This is a genomic window from Rhizobium bangladeshense (genome assembly GCF_017357245.1).
In the GTDB taxonomy this organism is placed as follows: domain Bacteria; phylum Pseudomonadota; class Alphaproteobacteria; order Rhizobiales; family Rhizobiaceae; genus Rhizobium; species Rhizobium bangladeshense.
In genome coordinates this window covers 374386-397300 of the sequence record NZ_CP071613.1, presented here as the reverse complement: position 1 = coordinate 397300, position 22915 = coordinate 374386, and the positions used below count along the sequence as shown (strand labels likewise).

Here is a 22915-nt window from a genome sequence, read left to right as displayed (position 1 = left end):
CATTACTGGATAGCCACAGCTGGAGCGATGAAGATGGAAGAGGCACGCAGGCGAGATATATTTTTCAGCTTCTTTATGTTTACAGCCGATTTGAGGCCGAATGACGCGGGCTATACCCAGGTTCTCGTCAGACATCTGAAAGCTCTTACCGAGATCGGCTACACCGGCTTCGATGTGCATATCGCCCCAGGACCGGCCCATGTCGGTCATCATGCTGAGGTTGAAAGCTATATCAGCCTCAAGAGGGCGTTCGATCAGGCAGGCTTCCGGGATGTGAAGTTCACAACCAATGTGGGGACCACGCGAACCTTCGATCCGACCTCGCCCTACGAGGAACAGCGTAAGCAGGCTTTGTCCTATCTCAAATCCCGCGTCGACATTACCTCTGTGCTGGGCGGGGAAGATACGATCATGTCGGGGCCGTTCCTGTACCCCTATGGGATCTTTCCGCTGACGGATGCCGGTGAAGGGATCTGGAGCGACGCGCTTCAGGATTGGATGAAGCCACGATATGCGGCGGCCGCCTCCATCTTCCAGGAATTGGCGCAATATTCTGCCGAGAAGAGGGTGAAGCTCGCCATCGAACCCGTCAAGAATTGGGAAACGCCCGGACCGACCATGGTCTCGGAAGCGCTGGATTTTCTCGAAAGCGCCGACATCCCGGTCTGTGGAGTCACGATCGATACGGCTCAGGTCGTGATGGAAAGCCAGGGGCCGGCAATATTCAGGAAAAATGTCGCCCGGGCAGCACAGCAAAACCGGCTAAACTACGTTCATATCTCAGCGCCGGACCGGGGCGCTGTCAGAGATAGCTGGATTCCCTGGGAGATCATGCTGGATGAAATCGAGCCGGTCTATTCCGGCCCCTATCTCGTCGAAGTCTTTAATGCGATCCCCCCCTTCGAGAGCTCGATGCGAATGACGCGCAGACGCTTCTGGCGCCCCGGCGAGGATGCGCCGGAGGCCGGCGTCGACAGCGCCTATGACGTTGCGCAGGCCGCCCTGAGGACATTGGAGGAAAAGATCGCGTCCCACCGTCGTCGATCCCATCGGTAATGGCGCTCTAGTGCACATGCGGAAACAAACCTGGGAATGCTGGGGAACCACGTCTCCGCCATGCCTGGGTGAACGTCAAACGTCAGCAAACGACCTTTAAATCAGGGAGATACCTATGGTGGCGCAATTGCCGGATCCCATCAAAATCGTCAGGCGAGCAGGCGATGTCCGTATTCATACCTTCATTTCAGCTTTCACGGATGACAATATCGCCAATGCAACGCACATCATCGAAAGCAGGAACAAGCTTGTTCTTGTCGATGGGCAATTCCTCGTTCCCTATGCGCTGCAATTCAGGGCGTATGCCGACAGTATCGGCAAGGAGATCGACCGGATTTACCTGTCGCACAGGCACCCCGACCACTGGTTCGGCCTGGGAGCCGCATTCAGCGACATTCCGATTCATACATTGCCGGAAACGAAGGAGTTCCTGAGGCAGCATGGGCATGATTCCCTGAATGACCACTGGAAACTGGGCAACCTCGCTCCCAAGAGCTTGGTGATTCCCGAAAATACGGTTCGCGCCGGCCACGAGATCATCGACGGAGTCAAATACGTATTTGATGAGGTCGTTGATACGGAGATCGATTTTCTCCTCACCATAGGTCTTCCGGAGGTGGGCGTTTTTATTGCGCAAGACCTGATCTACAGCGGAACGCACCTCTATCTGACGAAATACATGGAGCATTGGATCGGGATTTTGCAGGGCATGCTGCTTTCCGACTATGACCTGTTCCTTCCCGGCCACGGCTTGCCGGCCGACAAAAACGAAGTTGCCAAAAATATAGAGTATTTGTCCGCCGCCATGGAGGCCGCCGGCAACGGACTCACCAATGATGCTTTCAAGCGCTTCCTGCTGGAAAGATTTCCCGAGCGAAAATGCCCCGGAATATTCGACATATACATACCGCGCTTATTCGATAACGCGAGCGAGTTCTAATAAAGGTCAATTGTCGTCAACAGGGGAGCCGTTGGACCATGGGCGATACATACACGGTTGGGCAATATCTGGTCGACAGACTTGGCGAACTGGGCTTGGGACACCTGTTTTCCGTAGCGGGCGATTATTCGATCGAATGGGTAAACAGCTATGTCGAGAAGAGCGGTATTCAGGTCATCGAAGAGGTGAACGAACTGAATGCCGGTTATGCGGCCGACGGCTATGCGAGACTGAAAGGAATTGGCGCGCTGTGCGTCACCTATTCCGCAGGCTCGCTTTGCGCAACAAATGCGATCGCCGGATCTTACGTCGAGAAAGTGCCGGTCGTTCTGATCAATGGTGCGCCAAGCATCCAGAAAACGCTGACATTCGAACAAACCGGCTACAGTTCGCATCACTTCATCAGCGGACGGGAAACGGATCTTCAGGTGTTCGAATACATAACCGCCGCTACCGTCCGCATCGACAGCCCTCATCTTGCGCCAATGCTCATAGATTATGCGCTGACACAGTGCATCACGGAAAGACGTCCGGTCTATCTCGAGTTGCTGGAGGATATGGTCGACCTCGAATGCGCGCGCCCGTCGAATTCATTGAAGGCGGCGCCCGTCATATCCGACGAAGACAGTCTCAATCAGTCGATCGCGCAAATCAGCGACAGATTGGAGAATGCCACCAAACCCTTGATCTGGATCGGTGTCGAGATCGATCGGTCTGGCCTTCACGACCAGGCGGAGCGGCTCATTCGTGACCTCAAAATTCCCTATGTGACTGAGCTTCTGAGCAAGGCCATCATTTCGGAAGACGATGTCCAATTTGCCGGGGTATTTGATGGCAAATCGTCGTCACCCTATGTCCAGTCTTTGGTCAAAGACTCCGACTTCGTATTGGCGCTGGGCGTCTGGTTGACTGATATCAACGATTTGGGCTGGCCTATCGATCTCGATAAAACCGCATTCGCCTCTTGGGATACGGTAAAATACGGCACGATCTTCAACGCACAGGTTTCGCTGGCGGATCTCGTCAACGGCTTGGTCGACAAAAGGCTGACGTGCAAAGCCCAAACTCTTCCGGCGAAAACGGCCCGGCAAGCGCCGGTCGTGAATCCGGCAGCCGAAATCACCTATCAGGGCTTCTACGATTTCATTCAGCAGCAGATCGACGGAAATACGATCGTTGGTGCCGACGCCAGTTTGAATTATTTCGGGAGCCTGCTTCTTGAAGTGGGTGCTCGCCGCGGTTTCATCGTCCAATCATCCTATTCGGCGATCGGTTATATCGGCCCGGCCGCGACCGGGGTTTCGCTGGCGAAGCAAGATAAACAGAGGCTGCTGGTCTTTGCGGGGGATGGCGGGTTTCAGATGACCGCTCAATGCCTCTCGACACAAACCCGTTTCAAACTCAACCCGATCGTGTTCGTGATGGACAACGGCATCTATGGCGTGGAGCAGTGGCTTGCCGATGCATCGGTTTTCCACGGCAACAAGCCGTTCTACGATTCATGCATTCTGCACCGATGGAATTACAGCAAGCTGGCGGAGGTCTTTGGCTGCCAAGGCTGGAAAGTGGATACCTATGGCGAACTGCAGGGCGCCATAAACGGCGCCAAAGAAAACCTGAACAGCCCGTCCATCATCCAGGTGGTCGTGCCTCAGCGGTCGATCCCCGACAATGCGAACTGGAAAGCAAGCTAGATCGGTTCAGCTTTCAACGAAGCGCAGAACCGCTCTAGCGTTTGTTTACGCAATTCCGGACGGAAAACGCACGACATCCGGTTGCCCGAACTCCAGTGCCTCCTGCTCCAATCGCGCCGCCAGATCGGCGAAGGACTGCGGCCGTCCAAAAGCATAACCCTGGAGAGTGTGGACGCCGAGATCGGCAAGCACTTTGGCATGGTCGAAGGTTTCCACCCCTTCAGCGATGACTTCCATGTCGAGCGCCCGCGCGATGTCGACCAGCGAACTGACGAGCCGTCGGCTGGGCACGGATTGCAGTATCGGCATCACAAGCCGGCGGTCTATCTTGACGCGGTCCGGCCTGAGCTCAAGCAGGCCCAACAGGGAAGCATGTCCTGATCCGAGATCGTCGATCTCAATGTCGATACCGAAGGACTTGATTGCCTGGATGTTCTGGCGCACCCGATCGCTTAGGCTGTCCAGGAATATCGTCTCAATCAGCTCGAAGCTCAACCGGCCGGGAGGGATGTCATAGCCACCGAGCTTCGTTGTCAATTCGGGATCATCGAGACGATCTGCGGAAAGGTTGATGGATAATCGGATGCCCTCCAGCAGGGAGGCCGCGGAATTCATATCCGACAGGACAGCCCTCAGTATGACATCGTCAAGCTCTGCGACCAATCCGTTCGCCGAGGCGAGAGACAGGAAATGGGCCGGAGCGAGAATTCCTCTCACCGGGTGGTGCCACCTCGCCAGAGCTTCGACGCCGTTTACCCGGAATGACCTGGCGTCGACCTGCACCTGATAAAACGGACGGATCTGCCCGAGCGCCAATCCGGATCGCAGATCCTGGGCAAGCTGCCTTTCGTTGGCTAGGCTCGAGGCCATCTCATCGGTAAAAATCTCGGCGCGATTCCGACCATTCCGCTTGGCATGGTACAAAGCCAGGTCCGACTGGGAAAGCAGCTTGGCGAATTCTGCGCTCATGGCGCTGGCAACGCCGATCGAGCACTGCACGCTGAGCGCCTGGTCGCCTACAGAAAAAGGACTTTCCAGACGTCGCTGAATATGATCGAGCACGGCGTTCGTCTTGCCGGACTCGTTCTCGGCGATGACAACAGCGAACTCATCGCCGCCAAGGCGTGCCGCGAGGTCTCCCGCGGAAATAGCCTCCAAGAGAATCTCGCTGACATGACAGAGAATGAGGTCGCCGACCGCATGCCCAAAGCGGTCGTTGATCTCCTTGAAATGATCCACATCTATATGAAGAAGCGCAACTCGGACGCCTTCCTGCCTGGCAAGCTCAGACAGGGCGAAATCAAAGCTGCGCCGGTTCAAAAGTCCGGTGAGGTGATCGTGATCGGCGGCGAACCGAGCTTCCGCCCGGCTTCTCTCCAGCTCCTTGTTAAGAAGGACGTCGTCCGTCACATCCCATTCGGCGCCGACAAAGCAACCGTCGCCTGCCGCATCAACGAAATAGCGGGCGCGCGAGCGCAGGTAGCGGATCGCTCCATCCGGTCGAACAATGCGAAACTCGGATGCATAATCCGATTTGGTTTCGATCGCGCGCAAATATATTTCATTGGTCGGCCCCACGTCGTCGGGGTGGACGCTGTCGAGCCAGATGACATCGAGCGGCGCTTTCGGAACACCATATATGAGCTTGAGCTGCTCGTCCCAGCGAGTCTGATTCTTTGCGATATTGTGCTGCCAGATGCCGATCCCGGATGCTTCAAGGGCCAGGCCAAGCTGGCGGAGCAGGTTCTCAAGCTCGACGTTTGTTCTGGATCGTTTGTTGCTCAAGGCGGTCTCGCTTCTTCGTTCGCCCGAATGTCGCACTGAATATTTTAAAGAGTGCTAATTGATAGCCAGCCGTTCACAACCCGATGACCGTGGCCAGACAAAAATTCTGCAAGCTTCTCCATGCTTTTCTTCGTCCGGGCAATACCGTGAAAAAGGACAATCGTATCGTTCATCGTCTATCCGCTAACCTGCCGCTGCAGACCATATATCGACCTCATCGATAAATTCTGAAGTGTGCTGTCAGAGAGCTGCCTCCACAACAGGACTGATCAGAGCGCAAAGCTTCACCCGCGCAAATTTTCCTTCTATGCTGGCGAAATCCATTGGGACGCGCACTGCGGGAGGAATGATGTTCGGAGAAATCAGGTATCGGCTGGGTGGAATGCTTATCCTTCTCGTCGGCGTCGTCATGGCCTGGGTTGCCGTCTGGCTGCCGCTTCACCAATCGGAACTCGGAGCGGCTACAGTCACATGGATGCCGCGCATCGTCGTTCTTATTGCCGTTTGCACGGTGTTCGGTCTTTATCTGCTCGTGACCGGTAACCGGTATCCTTATCGCGATGCCGAGCGGCAGTCCCTGACGACGGCTGGCTGGATATTGTTCTCGATAACGGCCCTGACGGCGCTTGCGGGCTTCTTCTGGATGGATGCGACGCTCAAGTCTCTCGGTTACAGCTAATCCAGGTCAACCGGCCATTCGGGCTGAGGCGCTATGCAGCAATCAGAAAATCAACTTGCCGCGATCAATGTCGTGCTCTGGCGGTATGCGGAGAACGATGGCGACCAGAGCAACTGGATGCGGACGCTTTCGCCGAATGAGCGTGAGCGTGCCGCAACCTACCGATTCGACCGGGACCGAACCTCGTTCATCGCCGGCAGGTATCTGCTGCGGCGAATGTTGAGCGCGCATGCCGGCATCCAACCGGGCGAGGTAGTGCTGCTTGCAGACGAGCACGGCAGGCTGGCGTTCGACCGTCGTGATGCGCCACAATTCAGCCTTGCCAATGCCTATGGGCTGGTCGCAGTCGCCGTCGCTTCAGAATGCGAGTGCGTCGGAATAGATTGTGAGCGCGCGGACGCCGAGATCGAGGAGGCAGCACTGGTAACCTATTGCAGCGCCGACGAGCGACGCTGGCTGGACCATCTGCCCATACGTGAACGTCCGCGCGCGGCTGTTGCGCTTTGGGCGCTGAAGGAGAGCCACCTCAAGGCGCTCGGGGTCGGGCTCGGTGAAGATCCTCGCAACATCACTTTTTCCTGGGAGGATGGCACTCCTGTCGCGGCAAAGGGCGGCACCGCCGACCAGGCATGGCATCACCATCTGATCGAGGGCGGCAGCCAGCACGTCATCGCGCTGGCTGTCCGTTCTCAATGCGCTCTCCCAGGCATTCGCGTGGCTATGTTTCAGGACGACATCATACCGTCTGAATAGCCGGCCTGGAGCTGATGTGGCATGGCGGAAGCGGCCTGCGTCGCCCAGACGAGTTGAGCGTTGTCTGGCTCCGCATCGAAATGCTGCCGGCCGAGAAGCGCGTTGATGATGGTTGCGCTGCGCCAAGCCATCAGGCTGAGCTGCGAGTCGGCAATACCGTGCGAATACCGGCCGGCATTCTGCGCAAACAGCCGATTGGTCCTCGGACCTGTCCACTGCATCGTGTAATCGTCATTCAGACTGGGGTAGCCGTTTCTGTCGAGACTTATTCTTTCGCCAATCGAGCCGAGCGCATCCGGCAATCGGAACCTGTAGCCGGTTGCAAGAACCACCGCGTCGGCATGAAGCACCTCTATCCCGCCGTCAAAATGATTTCGGACGATGAGCCGGTAGGCATTGCCATTCCGCTCCATCTGGATCACATCGCGGCTCGGCGACAGCGACGCGTTGAGCGCGCTCGGTTCGAGATAACGCAGCGCGTAGAGCCGCCGGTAGATCGAATGGATCGTCGAAATCGACAGGCCGTCGCTGGTCAGGATCGAGTTCTTCAAGGCTGCCTGCTTCTGCTCGCCGCCGAGCTTCAGATAGGCCTGCACATATTCAGGCGAGAAGACCTGGTTCGAAAATGGCGTATCGTTGATCGGTTCGAAATTATGTCGCCGGCTGATCCAGGTCAGCTCCTTTATCGAACTCGGGTCACCAAGCAGCGCCTCGACCACCTCACCGCCGCTCTGACCGCCGCCGACCACCACGATACGGGCGGCCTTGAGATCGCCGAGACGCGATTTGGCCTCGCTGTTGTGGAAGCAGTCCCCACCCAGGAAGGGTTTCGCCCAATCGGGCACGAAAGGCGACGACCCCGTGCCGATTACGAGGTTGCGCGCCTCTTCCTGGCCATTGTCGAAGCGTAGCACGAAGCGGTCGTCGCGGTGCTCGACGTCGCGTATGTCAGTGGAAAAGCGCAGGCTCTCCACGCCCTTTGCCACCCAGGCGAGGTAACGGGCGAATTCCTGCCGGGGAACGGCGTCGTAATTGGCGTTCAAGAAGGCGTAGAGCCGCTTATGGGCCACCAGATAGGAAATGAAGGACCAGCGGCTGGTCGGCAAAACCGGGGTGACGAGGTCCTTCAGGAAGGACGACTGCAGTTCTACGCCGGGCATCATCATGCCGGGATGCCAGTCGAAGGAGCCGCGCCGCTCGAAGAAGCGGCTGCGGAGCTCGGGCACTGATTCCAACAGGCAGGCAAGGCTCAGATTGGACGGACCTATGCCTATGCCGGCAACATCGAGCGGCTCGTTCAGGGCATCCCTGCGGGTAAAAGCGACGGTCATGCGTTATCCTTCTCTGTTTCCTTGAGACGCAGGGCAAGCCTTGAATGGAAGGCGGGAGACCCGATCATGTGCAGGTGGTTGGTGCCCGTGATGATTTCGGCCGCGTGCGCCCGCGGCGACAGGCGGCGCCAGTCGATCAGGTTGAGGCCGCGGTTGAGGCTGTCGTCGGCCGCCCAGGGATAGATCGGCACGTCATGGGGAACGAGCCGATGCTTGCGGAAGATGAGCGCATTGTCGATCAGCACCCAGAATGTATGTTCGCGGCTGCTGATGTCAGGCCCGTCAGTTGGAAGCGGATCCTTCTCGTCCCCGACGAAGCGCAGGAACTGCTCATAGGTATCGGCGTCCATCGTCGAAAGCAGCCGGTCCCATTCGGAGCGCATCGCCGTCTTTTGCAGCCAAGCCTGCACGTCCCGATGCAGCGCGTCGCGTTCGCCGGGCCGGAAGCGGGGCTTGGCGCCGATCGCGAATTCGGAGCCGAGGTCACAAACGTCGACCATCGCCATCATCCTGACGTCGACCTCGTTACCGAGTGTGCGGGCCGCCTCGTAGGCCAGCAGACCGCCCCAGGACCAGCCGAGGAAATAGCAAGGGGCTCCCCTGCTGTGCGTCCTGATATAATCGACGTAACTCTCAATGATTTCTTCGATCGGCGCGCCGACTTCCTTCTTCTCGGAAAGAGAATGGCAAATGAAGCCCGTCGCCGGCTGATCGACCCCGAGATAATCGACCAGCTTCACATATTCGCGAGTACTGACGAGAAGGCCGGGGAAGCAATAGAGCCGCGGCTTGGCGCCTGATGCGCGCAGCACGATTACCTCGGACAGGTCCCGCTCTGCTCCCTGTTCCATCACGCCGGCAAAAGCGCGAATAGTCGGATTGTTGAAAATATCGGCGACGGTGAACGGAACCTTCGGCCGGCGCTGCCGGAGCAGCGAAAGGATACGGATCGCGCCCAGCGAATTGCCGCCGATCGCGAAGAAATTGTCCTCGACGCTGATCGCCTCCAGCTTGAGAACCTGGCGCCACACCTGCAGCACCTCTTCCTCGAGCGTGGTCGCCGGCTCGACGATGGCGCGCTTGACCGGCTGCGGCGCCGGCAGCGCGAACCGGTCGAGCTTGCTGTTCGGGTTGGTCGGCATCTTTTCGAGTTCGACCACCGCCGCCGGCACCATGTAGGAAGGCAGGCTGCGTTCGAGGCCGGACCGGACCGTCTCGAGGTCGAGCGTCTCATCCTTCTTGGGAACGACATAGGCAACCAGAGCCTTTTCGCCCTCGGCATCGTCATCACGCAGCACGACCAGAGCTTCGCCGACGCCGGGCTGCTGCAACAGAGCCGCTTCGATCTCGCCGAGTTCGATGCGGTATCCGCGGAGCTTCACCTGATGGTCGACACGGCCTACGAATTCGACGGTTCCGTCTTCACGCCAACGCGTCAGATCGCCGGAGCGGTAAAGCCGGCCGCCCTCTTTCGAGAAGGGATCGGGGATGAAGCGATCGGCCGTCGTATCCGGCTTGCCGAGATAACCGCGTGCGATACCCTCGCCGCCGATATAAAGCTCGCCGGTCACGCCGATCGGGCACGGATTGAGGTCGGGGTCGAGCACATAGACACGCCGGAGCCCGACGGCACGGCCGAGCGGGGCATAGACGCCCTGGAATTTCGTGCCGGCTCGCACCTTCCAGACCATCGGCGTCATGATGGTTTCCGTGGGACCGTAGCCGTTGATCAGCCATTCCGATTTCAGCGCCCGCGACAGAAGATCGAAGGTCGATTGCGCAAGCCCCTCGCCGCCGAAGGAATAGAGACGCATCGGCGGCGCGCTATCCGATAAATCGGCCCATTCCGCCAGCTGCTGCAGATAGGTCGTCGGAATACTCGCATTGTTGGCGCCGTGCTTGCGCATCGCCGCCAATGTCTCCTCCGGCGTCCAGAGCGGCTGATCTGGGAGGATGATGCTGCCGCCTTCCATCAACGGATTCATCCACCGCTCATGGCCGCCGTCCGAACTGAAGGGCAGGAACGGCAATTCGCGAGATTCCGAGCTCATGCCGTAGACCCGGGAGGTATTCTGCAGATGGTGCGTCAACGGGCCGTGCTCGACGGCCACCCCCTTCGGCAATCCGGTAGATCCCGAGGTGTACATCACATAGGCGAGTTGGTCCTTGTGCGTGGGAACATAGAGCGGCGTATCCGGCTCGCTGTCGAGGTCGGTCTTATCGAGTTCGAGGACGATGGCGTCGAGCTCTTCCGGCAGCCGATGACGCAGCCAGCTATGGGTCAGGACGATCTTGACGCCGCCATCGCGCAGGATGTGATGGTTGCGGACCGGCGGATGGTCGGGCTCGACGGGAATATAGGCGCCGCCGGCTTTCAGCGTCGCAAGGATGCCGACGATCGCTTCCGGCGAACGCTTAATGAAGATCGCGACCGTCACCTCGGCGCGGACCCCGAGCTGCCGCAGCCGATGGCCGAGACGGTTGGTGCTCGCCTCCAGCCAGCCATGGCTCCATTCCTCGTCGCCGTAGACGATCGCGGTCTTCTCTGGCGTCCGTCGCGAATGGGCCGATATCAGCTCGTGGACCGGCCGGTCGTCGTTGACGACATCATCCTCATACGGCGCCGACAACCAGTCGAGCTCGTCGCTGCCGACGAGTTCGATATCCTTGATCCGCAGTGTTGGCTGCGCGACGATCTGCTCGAGCACCAGGCCAAAATGCCTGGCGGTGCGGGCAATCAAGGCGCCGTCGTAAAGGTCCTGCGCATAGTCGATCAGCCCCGATGCGCTCCCGTCGGGACGCGCCTCGATCACCAGGGATAGTTCGCTGTCGGCGCGCGCGCCCTGTGGCTCCAGGTTCGCCGCATCTGTCGAAACCGGATAGGGCTCGCGGAATTCGAACAGCGACTTTACAACCGCTTCCTGAGCGGCGGCCTCGTCGACGACCAGTTCCTGCGTGATGCGCTCCAGGGGCACGAGCCGGCGCAAGCCCTCCTCCGTCACCGAGGCGATCGTCGCGACGACGTCGTCGAGGGTATGTCGGGAGGCGAGCGGCAGGACGAGGGGAAGAACCTGTTCGGCGCGGCCGCGGCTGGCCAGATGCTTCGCGTTGGGCCGCGCGACCAGAAGCCCGGTCAGCAAAGAATAGTTGCCGCTGTAGCGCGCCAGCAATGCGCAGAAGGCGGCGTGAAGGACACGCTCGACCTGAAATCCCTTGCTCCCCGCATGTCGTTCGAGCTTGCGCCAGAGGTCGGACTCGATCGTAAACCGATGCTCAGCGCGCGCTACGCCTGCAAGTCCGCCGCTGTTGAAGCGGGTGGGGAAGGTCGAAGCCACATAGTCGAGGCCGATCGTGTCGCGCCAATATGCGAGCGCTTCCTGCGCCTCATCCGTCTGCAACCACTCGGCTTCCTGCGTTCCGGCCGAAATTTCCGCCGCGCGCACATCCCCGGCGGATTCGCTACTAAGAATTCGCGCCAGGGAATAGGCAAGAAAGGATTTTTCCCGCTCGTCGCAGATGATCGGATGCAGCACGATCGTCAGAAGCGACTGTCCACCGGCAAGCAGGATGATCTGGATGCGCGCGCCCGGGCCTTCCAGGAGATCGAAGCGCCTGTCGCGGAAGGCTTTTCGCGCGGCCAAGGCTTCAGTCTCGGACGGAGCGGCGCCTTCTTTGCCGATGATTTCGATCGGCACGGCGTTCGATGCGCCGCGATATTGCTCGATGCGGCCGCCCGCGAGCCGGCGGAATCGGATGGCCAGCGACGGATTCTCGGCCACGAGCGCGCGGCAGGCACCGGCAATCGTCTCGACGTCGATCCCGGCGCTCAGTCGCAGCCCGATGACCTGGTCGGGAAAGACCGTGTAATTGCCGATCTGTTCCAGCGACCAGATGCGTTTCTGCGCGATGGTCAGCGGAAAGCTTTCGAAGATTGTGTCCACCGCCGCATCGGTCGGGCGGGCATCGGCGAAATTGGTGATCTGCTTGTTCATCTTGCCATCCAGACGTTTTCAGAGACGCGCATCGGCTGACATGGCCGAGCGCAGGGAGAGCGGGCGGGGATCGGTCCAGACGTCGCGGATATGGGCGAGGCATTCCTGGCGCGAACCGGAAAAACCCGCGGCCTCCCAACTCACCGGAATTTGCTTGTCCTGCGGCCAGACCGAGTAGTGGCGCTCGGCGTCGATAACGACGATCCAGAGATCGTCGCGGGGCTCAAGATTGTCCATTCGAAGCTCCTGCAGAGATTGACGTCTTGCGCAAATGACGGATCTCGCCAGCTGGAGTTTAGAAAATTGATGAGAATTTTTTTCTTCGCTTAACCCTAAATCGGCCCGGAGATGGATCGTCATTCTACCAAATCGGCGCAGGAGCGGGCTTCATGCTCGCAACATCAAAAGCCCTGCCGATCAAGGAGAACATCATGGATTTCGACGCCGCCAAACAAAGGCGGGCTCTGCAGGCGCGCAGCTATGTCAGCCTCGCCCCCAATCTCGTCCACCTGAAGACCGCGCACGGGCACCATGAGGCCGCCTTCGAGGTCGAAGCCGGCATCGCAACGATCACTTTCTACCACGGTGATCCCGTACAATCGGCAGAGCTTCTGATGGCGGCCGCCGAAGCGGTGACCGCGGAAAATCGGTTGATCAAGTCGGTCACCTTCGAAGGGCATCAGGCAAGCCTTCCAAGACATATTTCGAGTGCAGGAAAGCTCGATTCCGCGATCATGTGGCAATGGCCGTCGCTGTGGCTGCCGCAGCTAACTTATCCGCTGCCGCCGGTGCAGCAGATGACCGCAGGCCGTTATCATCCGCGCCGGCCGGCAAAGCCCAAGGGCACGGTTTACCAGCGCTTCATCCCCTGGCTGGAGCGGGACATCAGCTTCAGGGTGGCCGATCCGGAGACCGATGTTGCGGCCTTCCACCGCTGGATGAACGACGAGCAGGTCAACACGATCTGGGAGGATGCCGGTTCGATCGACAAGCACCGGGAGATCCTGGAGGAGAGGATCGCCGATCCGCATGTCCTGCCGCTGATCGGCACTTTCGCCGATATTCCCTTTGGCTATTTCGAAGTCTACTGGGCGAAGGAGAACCGGCTCGGTCCCTTCTACGATGCCGACGACTACGATCGCGGATGGCATGTGGCGATCGGCGAGCCGGATTATCGCGGCAAAAAGTGGATCAGCGCGTGGCTTCCTTCGCTGATGCATTTCATCTTCCTCGACGATCCCCGCACCAAACGCATCGTCGGTGAACCGCGCGCCAGCCATGAGCAGCAGATCCGCAATCTCGACCGCTCGGGCTTTGCCAAGGTCAAGCATTTCGATTTTCCGCACAAGCGTGCGCTTCTGGTGATGCTGACCCGCGAGCGCTTCTTCGGCGATCATCTGTGGGTCCCCGCATCATGAACGACATGAGCGAAATGAGCGGCAGGCTGCGGAAATGGCGGCTTGCCCCCGAAGACCTTGCCAGCCCGCAACTTTTCCGGTTGCTGCTGCGGCTCGGCCTGCCCGCCATGTTCGGCCTGTCGATCAATGCCGCGCACCATACGATCAACATGGTGTTCGTCGGCATGATCGGCGAAGATCAGATCGCCGCGATCATGATCGTGCTGCCGATCCTCATGCTCGTCGCCGCTTTCGGCGAAGGCATCGGTGTCGGTGTGGCGACCGAGGTCGGACGGGCGCTTGGAGCCGGCAACCGATCGAGAGCGAGCACCCTTGCCTCGGTCAGCCTTGCCGCCGGCATCGCCTTCGGAGCGGCAAGCGCCGTCGCAATCATTGCGTTCCCATCTTTCCTGCTGTTCGGCGCCACGGCCGCGATCGAGCCACTTGCGCAGCATTATCTCCTCATCATCGCGGTCTCGATCCCGCTGACGATGGCGCAGATCATTCTCGATTTTCTGGCGATCGCCGAGGGCAATGCCCGCTTCAGCATGTGGACGCTGGTCGCCTGTTTCGCGCTGAACATCATCCTGGACCCGATCATGATCTTCGGCTTCGGCCTCGGCCTTCAGGGGGTTGCGATCGCGACGATCCTGTCGCAGTTGGTGGCGCTCTCAATCTATGGCGCCTATCATGCGAGGCGGCTCGGGACGATCCGGCTGACGCTCGGCTGGCGGTTCGGCGATGTCAGGCATCTCCGGCCGGTCCTTGCCGTTGGCGCGCCGACGACGCTGACGAGCCTCGCAACGGCCGGCGCAATCGCCGCGATCCTGTCGGTCGCCGGCACCTATCACGGTGAAGACGGCATTGCCGGGGTCGGAATTGCCTTACGGTTGCTTGCGGTCGGCGCATTGCCTGTCATAGGCATTTCGCTCGGGGCACAGTCCATCTTGAGTTTCGCCTGGGGCCGCGGCGACATCGACCGGGTGCTGTTGGCAGCCCGCCTGCTCTGCGCAGTCACAAGCGCGGTCGGCGGCGTCTATGGACTGACGGCAATCCTCTTCTCCGAACACCTTGCCTCATTCTTCACCGACGATGCATCCGTCGTTTCGATCGCGGGGCAGGCGATCTTCGCAACTCATTTTCCCTTCCTGCTGTTCGGCATCAGGCAAACCGTGCTGATCCTCTTCCAGGCGCAGGGCAGGCCGAAAGCTGCCATCGCGGTCGGCTTGGCGCAGAACGGATATCTTCTCTTTCCGCTGCTTGCGCTCCTGCCGCCCTTCTTCGGTTTTTCGGGCTTGCTCGGAGCCATGTTCCTGGCCTCGGCGCTCACCGGCCTGCTGTCATGCTTCTGCCTGGCGCGGTCGCTCGGCGCGCTCCGGCAGAGCTCAGCCGACCGGCTGACCTCCATCCGTCCCCATCCCAGCTTTTGTCCATGAGAGGATTCCGATGAACCAGTCGTTCAGCCCACGCGACCTTGGCGCCCATGCCGCCGCCGACGATCTCTTCACGCCCATCGATCCGGCGGCATTCAATGCCGTCTCGCCGCCGATCTTTCAGACGTCGCTCTTCACCTACGACAGTTACGAGGCGATGGAGGATGTCTTCGCCGGCCGGGCGCGCAACTTCATCTATTCGCGCGGCGACAATCCGACCGTCCGCGAGTTCGAACTTCTGGTGGCGCGGCTCGAAGGCGCGGAGGATGGCCGCGCCTTCTCAAGCGGAACAGCCGCCATCACCTCGACGATTCTCAGCCTCGTCGAAGCAGGCGATCGGGTCGTTGCAGTCCGCCACCTCTATAACGACGTCTATCGCCTTCTGGTGAAGCTGCTCGGCAGGCTCGGTGTCACGGTGGATTTCGTCGATCCCTCCGACCATGACGAGGTGCGCAAGGCGCTGCCCGGCGCCAAGCTGCTCTATCTCGAAAACCCCTCCTCCTTCGTCTTCGAGCTTCAGGACATCGTGGCGCTGTCGTCCATGGCGAAGGAGGCCGGTGTGACGACCGTCATCGACAATTCCTGGGCGACGCCGCTCTTTCAGAAGCCGATCCAGCACGGCGTCGATATCGTCATTCATGCCGCCTCGAAATATCTCGGCGGCCATAGCGATACCGTCGCCGGCGTCGTCGTCGGCACGAAGGAGGCGATCGCCAGGATCAACTCGACCTCCTATCCCTATGTCGGCGCCAAACTCTCGCCCTTCGAAGCCTGGCTCCTGCTGCGGGGCATGCGCACGCTTCGGGTCCGGCTGAAGGAACATGAGCGCAGCGGGCTTCTGCTCGCCGACCGACTGAAACAGCATTCCGCCATCGCCCGCGTTCGCCACCCGGCCTTTCAGGATCATCCCGGCCGGGCAACGCTGTCGGGTTATGCCGGGCTTTTCGCCTTCGACCTCACGCCTGACATCGATGTCGCGCGTTTCGTCAACGCGCTTCGCGAGATTCGCCTCGGCGTCAGCTGGGGAGGGCCGGAAACGCTTGTGGTCCCCGCCAAGGTCGCGCTGCAGATCCCCGACCGGATGACCACCTTCATCCGGTTCGGCGTGAGCGAGCAGACGATACGTTTCGCTGTTGGGCTGGAAGAACCGGAACTGCTTTGGAGCGACCTGCAGCAGGCGCTGCACGCCGCGAGGCGGTAAGATCCTGCCGATGCTCTTGATCGGGGTGGGCGGGTTCCGTGATCGCCGAGTGGCAATGCTGTTCCGCCGCCTTGATCATGAAATTGACAAGCGTCCGCGATACGCCGAGTTCGGCCGCGATATCCTTCTGCGGCACGCCGTTCAGCCGGTGGCGGATGAAGGCGTCGTTGGTTCGCTTCGGCAGCGCCTCGAGCGAGGCAAGCACATCGCGCAGGGTCTCGGCTGCGACCAGCTGATCGAGCACCGTCGGGATCGGCGCCGTAATCTCCTGCACCTGATCTATCGACCTATAGTTGTTCATTTGCTGACGCCGGCGGCGGCTCTCGTCCAGTGCGAGGTTGTAGACCATCCTGAATGCGTAACCAATCGGGCAACGAATGCCTTCGACGTTCACTCCGTAAGCTTTGATCACTCCGTCCTGAAATATATCCTCAGAATATGACCTTGATTTAACAACGCTTTCAATCGTCTTAAGGAGCTTTTCCTTATTTTCGATCATCGCGTTGACAACCGCATTTCCGTTCACATCACGATGCGATGCTCGCATGTCCTGTACCCTTTTTACAAATGGAAAATCAGGCTCTGTCGTTGCTGGTCGGTTCGGCCTCGGTGTTGCCTTTTGCACAAAGGTACACGATTTGATTGCAGTGTCTAATTTAAGGTGATAACAGGAGTCAAGTTTAAATCGACCGGCTGGAGACGAGAAAATATGGGACGAACAGTTGAGATCCTGAGTGGCAAGGCCGAGCTCTGCCGATCGATCATGAAGGCCCTGCCCGACTGGTTTTCGGACACAGAGGTCATCGAAGCGAGCGCTGAGGCGGTCGAAGATCTGCCGGTGTTCGGCTATATCGAGGCGGATGTCGTTACTGCCATGATCGCTCTGAAACCGCATTTGCCCGGCGCGGTCGAGATCGCGCTGATCGCGACAAGGCCCGAATATCACGGCCGTGGCGCCGGGCGGCATCTCGTCGATGCGGCCGAACGCTTCGCCCATGAATCAGGCGCCCGGCTGCTGACAGTCAAGACGCTCGCGCCACGCGGCCGCGACGAACCGCAATTCGAGGCGACGCGGCGCTTCTATGACCGGAACGGCTTCGTCAGGGCCGAAGTTTTTCCCAGGCTCTGGCACGAGGACCATCCATGCCTGTTCATGGTCAAGCCGCTCGCTGGGGCGCAGCCGAGCGAGACCGCGCTTTGAGACGACGTGACTTTCTTCTGGGCGCGCTGGCGATAACGGGCGCACCCACTATCACGCGCGCAGGCGATAGTGGCGTCGTGTCGCTCGATTACGGGTTGGCATCGACGATGCTGGCGCTCGGCAGCGTGCCGCGTGCCATCGCCTCGCTGCGGAACTGGTCGGAATGGGTCGTCGAGCCGACCATGCCGCAAGGCGTCGTCGACATCGGCACCACGTCGGAGATCAATCTCGAAGTCCTCACCAGCCTCCGGCCATCGCTCATCCTCAGCACGCCCTTCCTTGCGGCGCTCGATGAAAAGCTGTTTCGCATCGCGCCCGTGGAGACTTTCACGGTCTATGCCGAAAACGGCGAGGCGCTCGGCCGCGCCTACGCCGAGACGCTGCGTCTCGGCGCCATGATCGGGCGGAGGCAGGAAGCGGAGGCATTTCTCGCCAGCGCCGACGTTACGTTCGGCCGGCTGCGCGAGCGGGTGGAGAGCCTGTCCGCGCCTCCTGTCGCCGTTATCAACTTCATCGACCAGAGGCATGCGCGCATCTATGGCGGCCCCGGCCTTTACGGCGGCGCCATGAGACGCATCGGCCTCGAGAATGCCTGGAAAGGGGAGGCCAGCTATTGGGGATTTCAAACAATCGGCCTGGAACAGCTCGCCGAACTCGATGAGGAGGCCCATCTCGTCGTCGTGTCGCCGCTGCTGCCGCCCGATGTCCTGACCCGCCTTTCAGAAAGCCCGCTCTGGACCAGCCTTCCCTTCGTCCGGCGGCAGCGGATCTCGGTCGTGCCAGGCGTCCTGATGTTTGGGATGGTCCAGGAGGCTCTGCGCTTTTCGACCATAATGGTCGATGTTCTGGAGACTGCCGCCCGATGAAAGCGCAATCTTCCCGCTTTGGCGCGCCCGCACTTGCGGTGCTGCTGCTGTTTTCTGGCCTCAGCCTGGCCGCCCTTGATCTCCGACCGGCGCTGCCGCATCTGGAGGCGAGAGGCAGTTACGACGCGCAGCACCTTCTCCTTCTCTATTCGACGCTTCCGCGCATGGCCACGGCCCTGATCGCGGGAGCCGCCCTCGCACTTTCGGGAACGATCCTGCAGCAGGTGCTGCGCAATCCGCTGGCCTCGCCGACGACGCTCGGCGTTTCGGCCGGCGCCAATCTGGCGCTGGTATCCGTCATGCTCGCCTTTCCCTCCCTCACGGGATGGGGCCGCGACGCGGTCGCGCTCGGCGGAAGTGCGGCTGCCGCCTTGGCGATTTTTTCGATCAGCGCCCGGCACGGCTTCTCGCCCTTTTCCCTCATCCTGTCGGGCATGATCATCGGCCTCTGGTGCGGGGCGGCGGCGGCCATCCTCATTCTCATGAACGATCAATATCTCTCGGGGATTTTCATCTGGGGAGCAGGATCGCTGTCGCAGCAAAGCTGGTCGATCCCGACCTCGCTGCTGCCTAAGGTGGCGCTGCTCGCCGCTCTTGCCCTTATCGCCACCAGACCGCTGGCGCTCAGCCAGCTCGGCGATGCCGGAGCGACGAGCCTCGGCCTGCCGATCAAATGGGCGCGCGGCTTGATCATGGCGATCGCGATTGCGCTGAGCGCTCTCGTCACCAGCGCCGTCGGCGTCATCGGTTTCATCGGGCTGGTCGCCCCGCAGATCGTTCGGCTGGCCGGCGCAACACGCGCCCTCAGCCAGTTGATCTGGTCGCCCATCGCAGGTGCCGGCCTTCTCCTCCTGACCGACGAGGCGATCAAGCTTCTTGCTCCCGGCGATTTCGTCCCAACGGGAGCGGTGACCGCACTGCTCGGCGGGCCGATCCTCATCGCGCTCCTGCCGCGGCTTGCGACGGCCTCGCGGGCGCTGCCCGGCATGGCCTCGCCGCGGCTCGTGTTCGGCAACAGGGCGGCGGCATCGCTTGCCCTGCTTCTTCTCTCCGTCGTCGCATTAGCGATTGCGGCGATCTTTTTCGGGCGCGCCACCGACGGTGCCTGGGCTTGGCTTCCGGCCACCTCGTGGGAGGAAATCCTTCCCCTTCGCCTGCCGCGCGTCGCCGCGGCTTTCGGCGCCGGAACCGTGCTCGGCGTGACAGGCCTCATTCTGCAGCGGCTGACCGGAAACGAAATGGCGAGCCCCGAGGTTCTCGGCGTGTCGGCTGGGGCGACGCTCGGCGTCGCCGCCGCCATGTTCGCCTTCGCCGCGCCGGGGCTGACGGTTCAGCTTGCCTTTGCCGGCGGCGGCGCGCTTGGCGTGCTGCTGCTGATCTTCCTCTTGAGCGCCCATTCCGGCTTTGGCCCGAACCGCGTGCTGCTCGCCGGCATTGCCTTCGGCGCGATCCTTGACGCGGGCATCGGCGTCCTTGCCGCAGGCGGCGACCCCCGCGGCCTGGCGCTTATCCGCTGGATGGCGGGCTCGACCTATTTTGTCGACAACACGGTTGCCGTGAGCGCCCTCTCGATCGCCCTTGCCTGCCTCGTGGCGGCCTTTCTCGCCAGCCGATGGCTCGCCCTCCTACAACTCGGACCGGAGACGGCGAGCGAACTCGGCCTCAGGATCGCCCCCGCCCGAGCGGTACTGTTCGGGCTCTCGGCGATCATGACGGCAGCGGCCACACTTGTGGTCGGCCCCTTGAGCTTCATCGGGTTGATGGCGCCGCACCTCGCCCATGGGCTCGGCCTCCGCCGGCCCTCCATCCAACTCCTCGCCGCCGCCCTCATCGGAGCGATCCTGCTCGTCATCGCCGATTGGGCCGGCCGCATGATCGCCTTCCCCTATCAGGTCCCCGCCGGTTTGATTTCGGCTCTTGTGGGAGCCCCGATGCTGTTGATTGTTCTGCGCCGGCGACCGTGAGAGGCGCCCCCCGCCCCTCGAGACAAGTATCCGTGAAGCCGTTTTGAGCCATGCGGCTTCGCGTCCGGTCAGCCGGCCAATGCCTCGGCATCGGCTCCTGCGGGAATGCGTATCGGAGAGGACGGATCCTTCGCGGCGCGCCACACGGCCTCGACGACAGCGGAGGGCTTGGTCAAGGCAGTTTCGGGCTGCTGCTCCCAAGACGCGAACACGTCCGAGACGACGGAGGAGTAAGCCTCGGGGAAGCCGCTCTGCTTTTGCATTCGCGTCCGTGCGGTTTCACTGAACCGCGTATCCGGCGCCCGCCCTGGAAGAACGATCCTCACGCGCACATTGAACGGCTCGAGCTCGAGCGCAACGGACTCGGAAAAGGCATTCACCGCTGCCTTGCTGGCCGTATAGACCGAGAGGAGCGGAAGCGGCTTCAGCGTCACGCTCGACGTGATATTGACGATGACCCCCTCCTGCCTCTCCCGCATCTGCGGCAGGACCGCTTGCGTCATGGCGATTGTGCCGAGCGTATTCGTCTCGAAAATATCGCGGACAATATCCATCGGCGTCCCCTCGACCGCGTTGAGCCAGCCGATGCCGGCGTTGTTCACCAAGACGTCCACCGGACCGGCCACATCAAGCGCAGCTCGGATGCTTTCAGGGCTTCTCACGTCAAGCGCGATGATCTTGAGGTTCTCCGATGGTGGTAGAATGTCTTCGCGCGGTGCGCGCATGGTGGCGACCACCTTCCAGCCCTTGCCCCAGAAGAACCTGGCGATCTCAGCGCCAAATCCCGACGAGCACCCTGTAATGAGAACGGTTTTCATCTCTGTCTCCTATTATGCTGACCGCCTAGATATAGACGGCGACCATCGATACTGCCTATGATGCAATGTCCGAATTTCGTTATCAGGAGTATCGATGAGCGACCCCTTGGCGGAGATAGTCACACTATTGCAGCCGGCGGCGCACCTTTCGAAGGTTGTCAGCGGAGCGGGAACCTGGCGCGTTGAACGCCACGAGACGGGGCAACCCTTTTACTGCGTGGTCATGGAAGGTGCCTGCCTGCTGAGCACCAAGGACGATCACATCATTCTCCGCCAGGGAGACTTCATGCTGATCCCGGCCGCCTCTTCATTCACGATGTCGAGCCTCGACAGCGGACCATCCGCTGAAATCGACCCCCTCACTGTCACGGTATTTCCTGATGAGACACGGCACGGCGAGCCCGAAGGAGTTGCGAATGCGCGACTGCTCGTCGGTCACTTCGCCTTCGGTTCGCCTGATGCCGCCCTGCTGGTCTCCTTGCTGCCGCGCCTCGTCCACATCAGCAACGATCAGCGGCTTTCCGCTATCGTCCAGCTACTGACGGACGAAGCCCGGACCGAGCGGCCAGGAAGAAACATGATCCTTGCCCGGCTCCTGGAAGTGCTGCTTGTCGAGGCGCTGCGCTCGACCGGCGAAGAGACGGCCTCGGTCGGAATCCTGCGAGGTCTGAACGACGGACGTCTCGTCTTCGCCATCCGTCGATTGCATGAAAATCCAGCCAGAGAGTGGACGGTGGAACAGCTTGCCGAGGCAGCCGCACTGTCACGGTCTGCATTCTTCAACCGCTTTCGCCGCGTCGTCGGCATGGCGCCGATGGAATATCTGATTTCCTGGCGGATGGCGCTCGCCAAGAACCTGTTAAGGCATAGAGATCTCGGAATTCAGGAAATCGCGGAGCGGGTCGGCTATGGTTCCGCAAGCGCGTTCAGCACGGCATTTACCCGCTTCGTCGGAATGCCTCCGTCGAGATATGCCGAACTGGCAAAAACCGCCTGAGTTGCGGCGGTCGCATTATGCCTTAGTGGCGTCCGTCGGGCAGGGGGCAGGCTTCGCCGCAACCGCCGACACCCGGCAGGTTATAGCGCAGGCAGCAGACTTTGCGGCGGGCGAATTCGAGCCCGCATTGCTGGCGTGCGGTGCGGATCATGCCGAACATCGGATTGCGCGCGCCGCCCGGCCAGTGCGCATCATCGAGCAGCGTCATGCCGCCCTCGACGAGGGCGGGCTCGTGGCGATGAGCGATCTCTTTGAGAATCCAGGAGAGGTAGGCCGCGACATTGTTCCAGAGAAGCTTCGGCGCGACGCCGGCATTAGCGGCGATCGCGGCGATGACGGGCTCGGCATGGCCGAGCATCAGCCGGTGAAGCTCACCGGCTGGGTCGGTGGTCGGTTCGGGCATGCCAGACAGCACGAATGCTTCCGGTTCGCCGGTCTGCTCATTACAGACGAAAGACAGTTGGTTGATCTCCATTGGCAAGGCGATGCGGTTCACGAACATGTGGACGCTCGGAGCGATCGTCAGCATGCTGAAATAATAGAGCGTCCACATGGAGACGATCGCGCGGCGATCGCTGCCCGGAAATTTTTGCCCATAGCGAGCGATGATGCCGTCAAAGATGTCCCGGTCGCCGAGCTCGCTGCAGAGAACGATGATCCCGGTTGGTGGCGGAGAAGCCAGCAGCTTGCCGCGGCAATAAGAAAACGGACCATCACCAACCAGGCCATCGAGGCCGACCGCCTGGCGGGCGACAGGATGATCGGCGATCGAAGAGCGAGAGACCGCCCCGTTCATCTCCACCGCCAT

Annotated in this window: 19 protein-coding genes and 1 pseudogene; 12 read left to right on the top strand and 8 right to left on the bottom strand. The window is 60.7% G+C overall.

Annotation, left to right across the window (positions count from 1 at the left end; genetic code table 11):
- Positions 1-27 precede the first annotated feature (27 nt).
- The 3 genes from J2J98_RS22790 to J2J98_RS22780 all read left to right on the top strand — a co-directional run bounded on the left by J2J98_RS22790 (position 28) and on the right by J2J98_RS22780 (position 3690).
- Positions 28-1056 carry a sugar phosphate isomerase/epimerase family protein gene (locus J2J98_RS22790; protein WP_207603211.1) on the top strand — a complete coding sequence of 343 codons (1029 nt, stop codon included), beginning with the start codon at positions 28-30 and terminating at the stop codon, positions 1054-1056.
- 115 nt (positions 1057-1171) lie between these two features.
- The gene (locus J2J98_RS22785; protein WP_207603210.1) at positions 1172-1996 is read left to right on the top strand and encodes an MBL fold metallo-hydrolase; all 825 of its coding nucleotides are present in this window, start codon (positions 1172-1174) and stop codon (positions 1994-1996) included.
- A 38-nt stretch (positions 1997-2034) separates the two neighbouring features.
- Positions 2035-3690, top strand: coding sequence for an alpha-keto acid decarboxylase family protein (locus J2J98_RS22780; RefSeq protein WP_207603209.1), 1656 nt, complete (start codon positions 2035-2037; stop codon positions 3688-3690).
- A gap of 45 nt (positions 3691-3735) precedes the next feature.
- Here J2J98_RS22780 and J2J98_RS22775 read toward each other — a convergent pair whose 3' ends face one another.
- Entirely contained in the window at positions 3736-5511 is a 1776-nt protein-coding gene (locus tag J2J98_RS22775; RefSeq protein WP_207603208.1) for a putative bifunctional diguanylate cyclase/phosphodiesterase, read from the bottom strand.
- Positions 5512-5546: 35 nt separating this feature from the next.
- A pseudogene (locus tag J2J98_RS30450) lies at positions 5547-5648 on the bottom strand (lipase); the annotation flags it as partial.
- Between the two features lie 209 nt (positions 5649-5857).
- Here J2J98_RS30450 and J2J98_RS22770 point away from each other — a divergent pair.
- Both J2J98_RS22770 and J2J98_RS22765 read left to right on the top strand, forming a co-directional pair.
- Positions 5858-6154 (top strand): hypothetical protein, encoded by a 297-nt coding sequence (locus J2J98_RS22770; RefSeq protein ID WP_246569434.1) that lies wholly within the window; start codon positions 5858-5860, stop codon positions 6152-6154.
- A gap of 33 nt (positions 6155-6187) precedes the next feature.
- On the top strand, positions 6188-6907 hold the full coding sequence (locus tag J2J98_RS22765; RefSeq protein ID WP_207603207.1) for a 4'-phosphopantetheinyl transferase family protein: 720 nt from the start codon (positions 6188-6190) through the stop codon (positions 6905-6907).
- Here J2J98_RS22765 and J2J98_RS22760 read toward each other — a convergent pair.
- From J2J98_RS22760 to J2J98_RS22750, 3 genes are read right to left on the bottom strand one after another with little or no spacing between them, the layout of a single operon-like run.
- Positions 6880-8238: a lysine N(6)-hydroxylase/L-ornithine N(5)-oxygenase family protein gene (locus J2J98_RS22760; RefSeq protein ID WP_138394538.1), complete on the bottom strand. Its 1359-nt coding sequence runs from the start codon at positions 8236-8238 to the stop codon at positions 6880-6882. The genes J2J98_RS22765 and J2J98_RS22760 overlap by 28 nt on opposite strands.
- Positions 8235-12230: a non-ribosomal peptide synthetase gene (locus tag J2J98_RS22755; RefSeq protein ID WP_207603206.1), complete on the bottom strand. Its 3996-nt coding sequence runs from the start codon at positions 12228-12230 to the stop codon at positions 8235-8237. The genes J2J98_RS22760 and J2J98_RS22755 overlap by 4 nt, the downstream gene beginning before the upstream one ends.
- An 18-nt stretch (positions 12231-12248) precedes the next feature.
- Positions 12249-12467, bottom strand: coding sequence for an MbtH family protein (locus J2J98_RS22750; protein WP_207603205.1), 219 nt, complete (start codon positions 12465-12467; stop codon positions 12249-12251).
- A gap of 194 nt (positions 12468-12661) precedes the next feature.
- Between J2J98_RS22750 and J2J98_RS22745 the strand changes: the two genes are divergently transcribed.
- Genes J2J98_RS22745 through J2J98_RS22735 form a run of 3 tightly spaced genes read left to right on the top strand, consistent with a single transcriptional unit; the run spans position 12662 to position 16261 of the window.
- Positions 12662-13648, top strand: a complete 987-nt coding sequence (locus tag J2J98_RS22745; RefSeq protein ID WP_207603520.1) for a GNAT family N-acetyltransferase — start codon at positions 12662-12664, stop codon at positions 13646-13648.
- Positions 13645-15063 (top strand): MATE family efflux transporter, encoded by a 1419-nt coding sequence (locus tag J2J98_RS22740; protein WP_207603204.1) that lies wholly within the window; start codon positions 13645-13647, stop codon positions 15061-15063. Before J2J98_RS22745 ends, J2J98_RS22740 begins: the two co-directional genes overlap by 4 nt.
- A gap of 10 nt (positions 15064-15073) precedes the next feature.
- Positions 15074-16261 carry a PLP-dependent transferase gene (locus J2J98_RS22735; RefSeq protein ID WP_207603203.1) on the top strand — a complete coding sequence of 396 codons (1188 nt, stop codon included), beginning with the start codon at positions 15074-15076 and terminating at the stop codon, positions 16259-16261.
- Here J2J98_RS22735 and J2J98_RS22730 read toward each other — a convergent pair.
- A complete protein-coding gene (locus J2J98_RS22730) occupies positions 16152-16808 on the bottom strand; it encodes a sigma-70 family RNA polymerase sigma factor (protein WP_138394543.1) in 657 nt (218 codons plus the stop codon). The two genes, J2J98_RS22735 and J2J98_RS22730, sit on opposite strands and share 110 nt — an antisense overlap.
- A 162-nt stretch (positions 16809-16970) precedes the next feature.
- Here J2J98_RS22730 and J2J98_RS22725 point away from each other — a divergent pair, with 162 nt between their 5' ends.
- The 3 genes from J2J98_RS22725 to fhuB are packed head-to-tail and all read left to right on the top strand — an operon-like array spanning position 16971 to position 20292.
- Positions 16971-17462 (top strand): GNAT family N-acetyltransferase, encoded by a 492-nt coding sequence (locus J2J98_RS22725; RefSeq protein ID WP_207603202.1) that lies wholly within the window; start codon positions 16971-16973, stop codon positions 17460-17462.
- A gap of 32 nt (positions 17463-17494) precedes the next feature.
- Positions 17495-18328, top strand: coding sequence for an iron-siderophore ABC transporter substrate-binding protein (locus J2J98_RS22720; RefSeq protein WP_207603519.1), 834 nt, complete (start codon positions 17495-17497; stop codon positions 18326-18328).
- A complete protein-coding gene (gene fhuB / locus J2J98_RS22715; protein ID WP_207603201.1) occupies positions 18325-20292 on the top strand; it encodes a Fe(3+)-hydroxamate ABC transporter permease FhuB in 1968 nt (655 codons plus the stop codon). Before J2J98_RS22720 ends, fhuB begins: the two co-directional genes overlap by 4 nt.
- A gap of 68 nt (positions 20293-20360) precedes the next feature.
- Here the strand turns inward: fhuB and J2J98_RS22710 are convergent, their stop codons facing one another.
- Positions 20361-21110: an SDR family oxidoreductase gene (locus J2J98_RS22710; RefSeq protein ID WP_207603200.1), complete on the bottom strand. Its 750-nt coding sequence runs from the start codon at positions 21108-21110 to the stop codon at positions 20361-20363.
- A gap of 94 nt (positions 21111-21204) precedes the next feature.
- Here J2J98_RS22710 and J2J98_RS22705 point away from each other — a divergent pair, with 94 nt between their 5' ends.
- Complete coding sequence (locus J2J98_RS22705; protein ID WP_207603199.1) at positions 21205-22107, top strand: helix-turn-helix transcriptional regulator; 903 nt, start codon at positions 21205-21207, stop codon at positions 22105-22107.
- A 22-nt stretch (positions 22108-22129) separates the two neighbouring features.
- On the opposite strand, the gene fhuF is transcribed toward J2J98_RS22705, so the two are convergent.
- A complete protein-coding gene (gene fhuF, locus J2J98_RS22700) occupies positions 22130-22915 on the bottom strand; it encodes a siderophore-iron reductase FhuF (protein WP_207603198.1) in 786 nt (261 codons plus the stop codon).

Bases quoted from the DNA above. Each gene is read 5' to 3' on its own strand.
- J2J98_RS22790 (WP_207603211.1), top strand. From the start codon at position 28: ATGAAGATGGAAGAGGCACGCAGGCGAGATATATTTTTCAGCTTCTTT.
- J2J98_RS22785 (WP_207603210.1), top strand. From the start codon at position 1,172: ATGGTGGCGCAATTGCCGGATCCCATCAAAATCGTCAGGCGAGCAGGC.
- J2J98_RS22780 (WP_207603209.1), top strand. From the start codon at position 2,035: ATGGGCGATACATACACGGTTGGGCAATATCTGGTCGACAGACTTGGC.
- J2J98_RS22770 (WP_246569434.1), top strand. From the start codon at position 5,858: ATGCTTATCCTTCTCGTCGGCGTCGTCATGGCCTGGGTTGCCGTCTGG.
- J2J98_RS22765 (WP_207603207.1), top strand. From the start codon at position 6,188: ATGCAGCAATCAGAAAATCAACTTGCCGCGATCAATGTCGTGCTCTGG.
- J2J98_RS22760 (WP_138394538.1), bottom strand. From the start codon at position 8,238: ATGACCGTCGCTTTTACCCGCAGGGATGCCCTGAACGAGCCGCTCGAT.
- J2J98_RS22755 (WP_207603206.1), bottom strand. From the start codon at position 12,230: ATGAACAAGCAGATCACCAATTTCGCCGATGCCCGCCCGACCGATGCG.
- J2J98_RS22750 (WP_207603205.1), bottom strand. From the start codon at position 12,467: ATGGACAATCTTGAGCCCCGCGACGATCTCTGGATCGTCGTTATCGAC.
- J2J98_RS22745 (WP_207603520.1), top strand. From the start codon at position 12,662: ATGGATTTCGACGCCGCCAAACAAAGGCGGGCTCTGCAGGCGCGCAGC.
- J2J98_RS22740 (WP_207603204.1), top strand. From the start codon at position 13,645: ATGAACGACATGAGCGAAATGAGCGGCAGGCTGCGGAAATGGCGGCTT.
- J2J98_RS22735 (WP_207603203.1), top strand. From the start codon at position 15,074: ATGAACCAGTCGTTCAGCCCACGCGACCTTGGCGCCCATGCCGCCGCC.
- J2J98_RS22730 (WP_138394543.1), bottom strand. From the start codon at position 16,808: ATGCGAGCATCGCATCGTGATGTGAACGGAAATGCGGTTGTCAACGCG.
- J2J98_RS22725 (WP_207603202.1), top strand. From the start codon at position 16,971: ATGGGACGAACAGTTGAGATCCTGAGTGGCAAGGCCGAGCTCTGCCGA.
- fhuB (WP_207603201.1), top strand. From the start codon at position 18,325: ATGAAAGCGCAATCTTCCCGCTTTGGCGCGCCCGCACTTGCGGTGCTG.
- J2J98_RS22710 (WP_207603200.1), bottom strand. From the start codon at position 21,110: ATGAAAACCGTTCTCATTACAGGGTGCTCGTCGGGATTTGGCGCTGAG.
- J2J98_RS22705 (WP_207603199.1), top strand. From the start codon at position 21,205: ATGAGCGACCCCTTGGCGGAGATAGTCACACTATTGCAGCCGGCGGCG.
- fhuF (WP_207603198.1), bottom strand. From the start codon at position 22,915: ATGGCGGTGGAGATGAACGGGGCGGTCTCTCGCTCTTCGATCGCCGAT.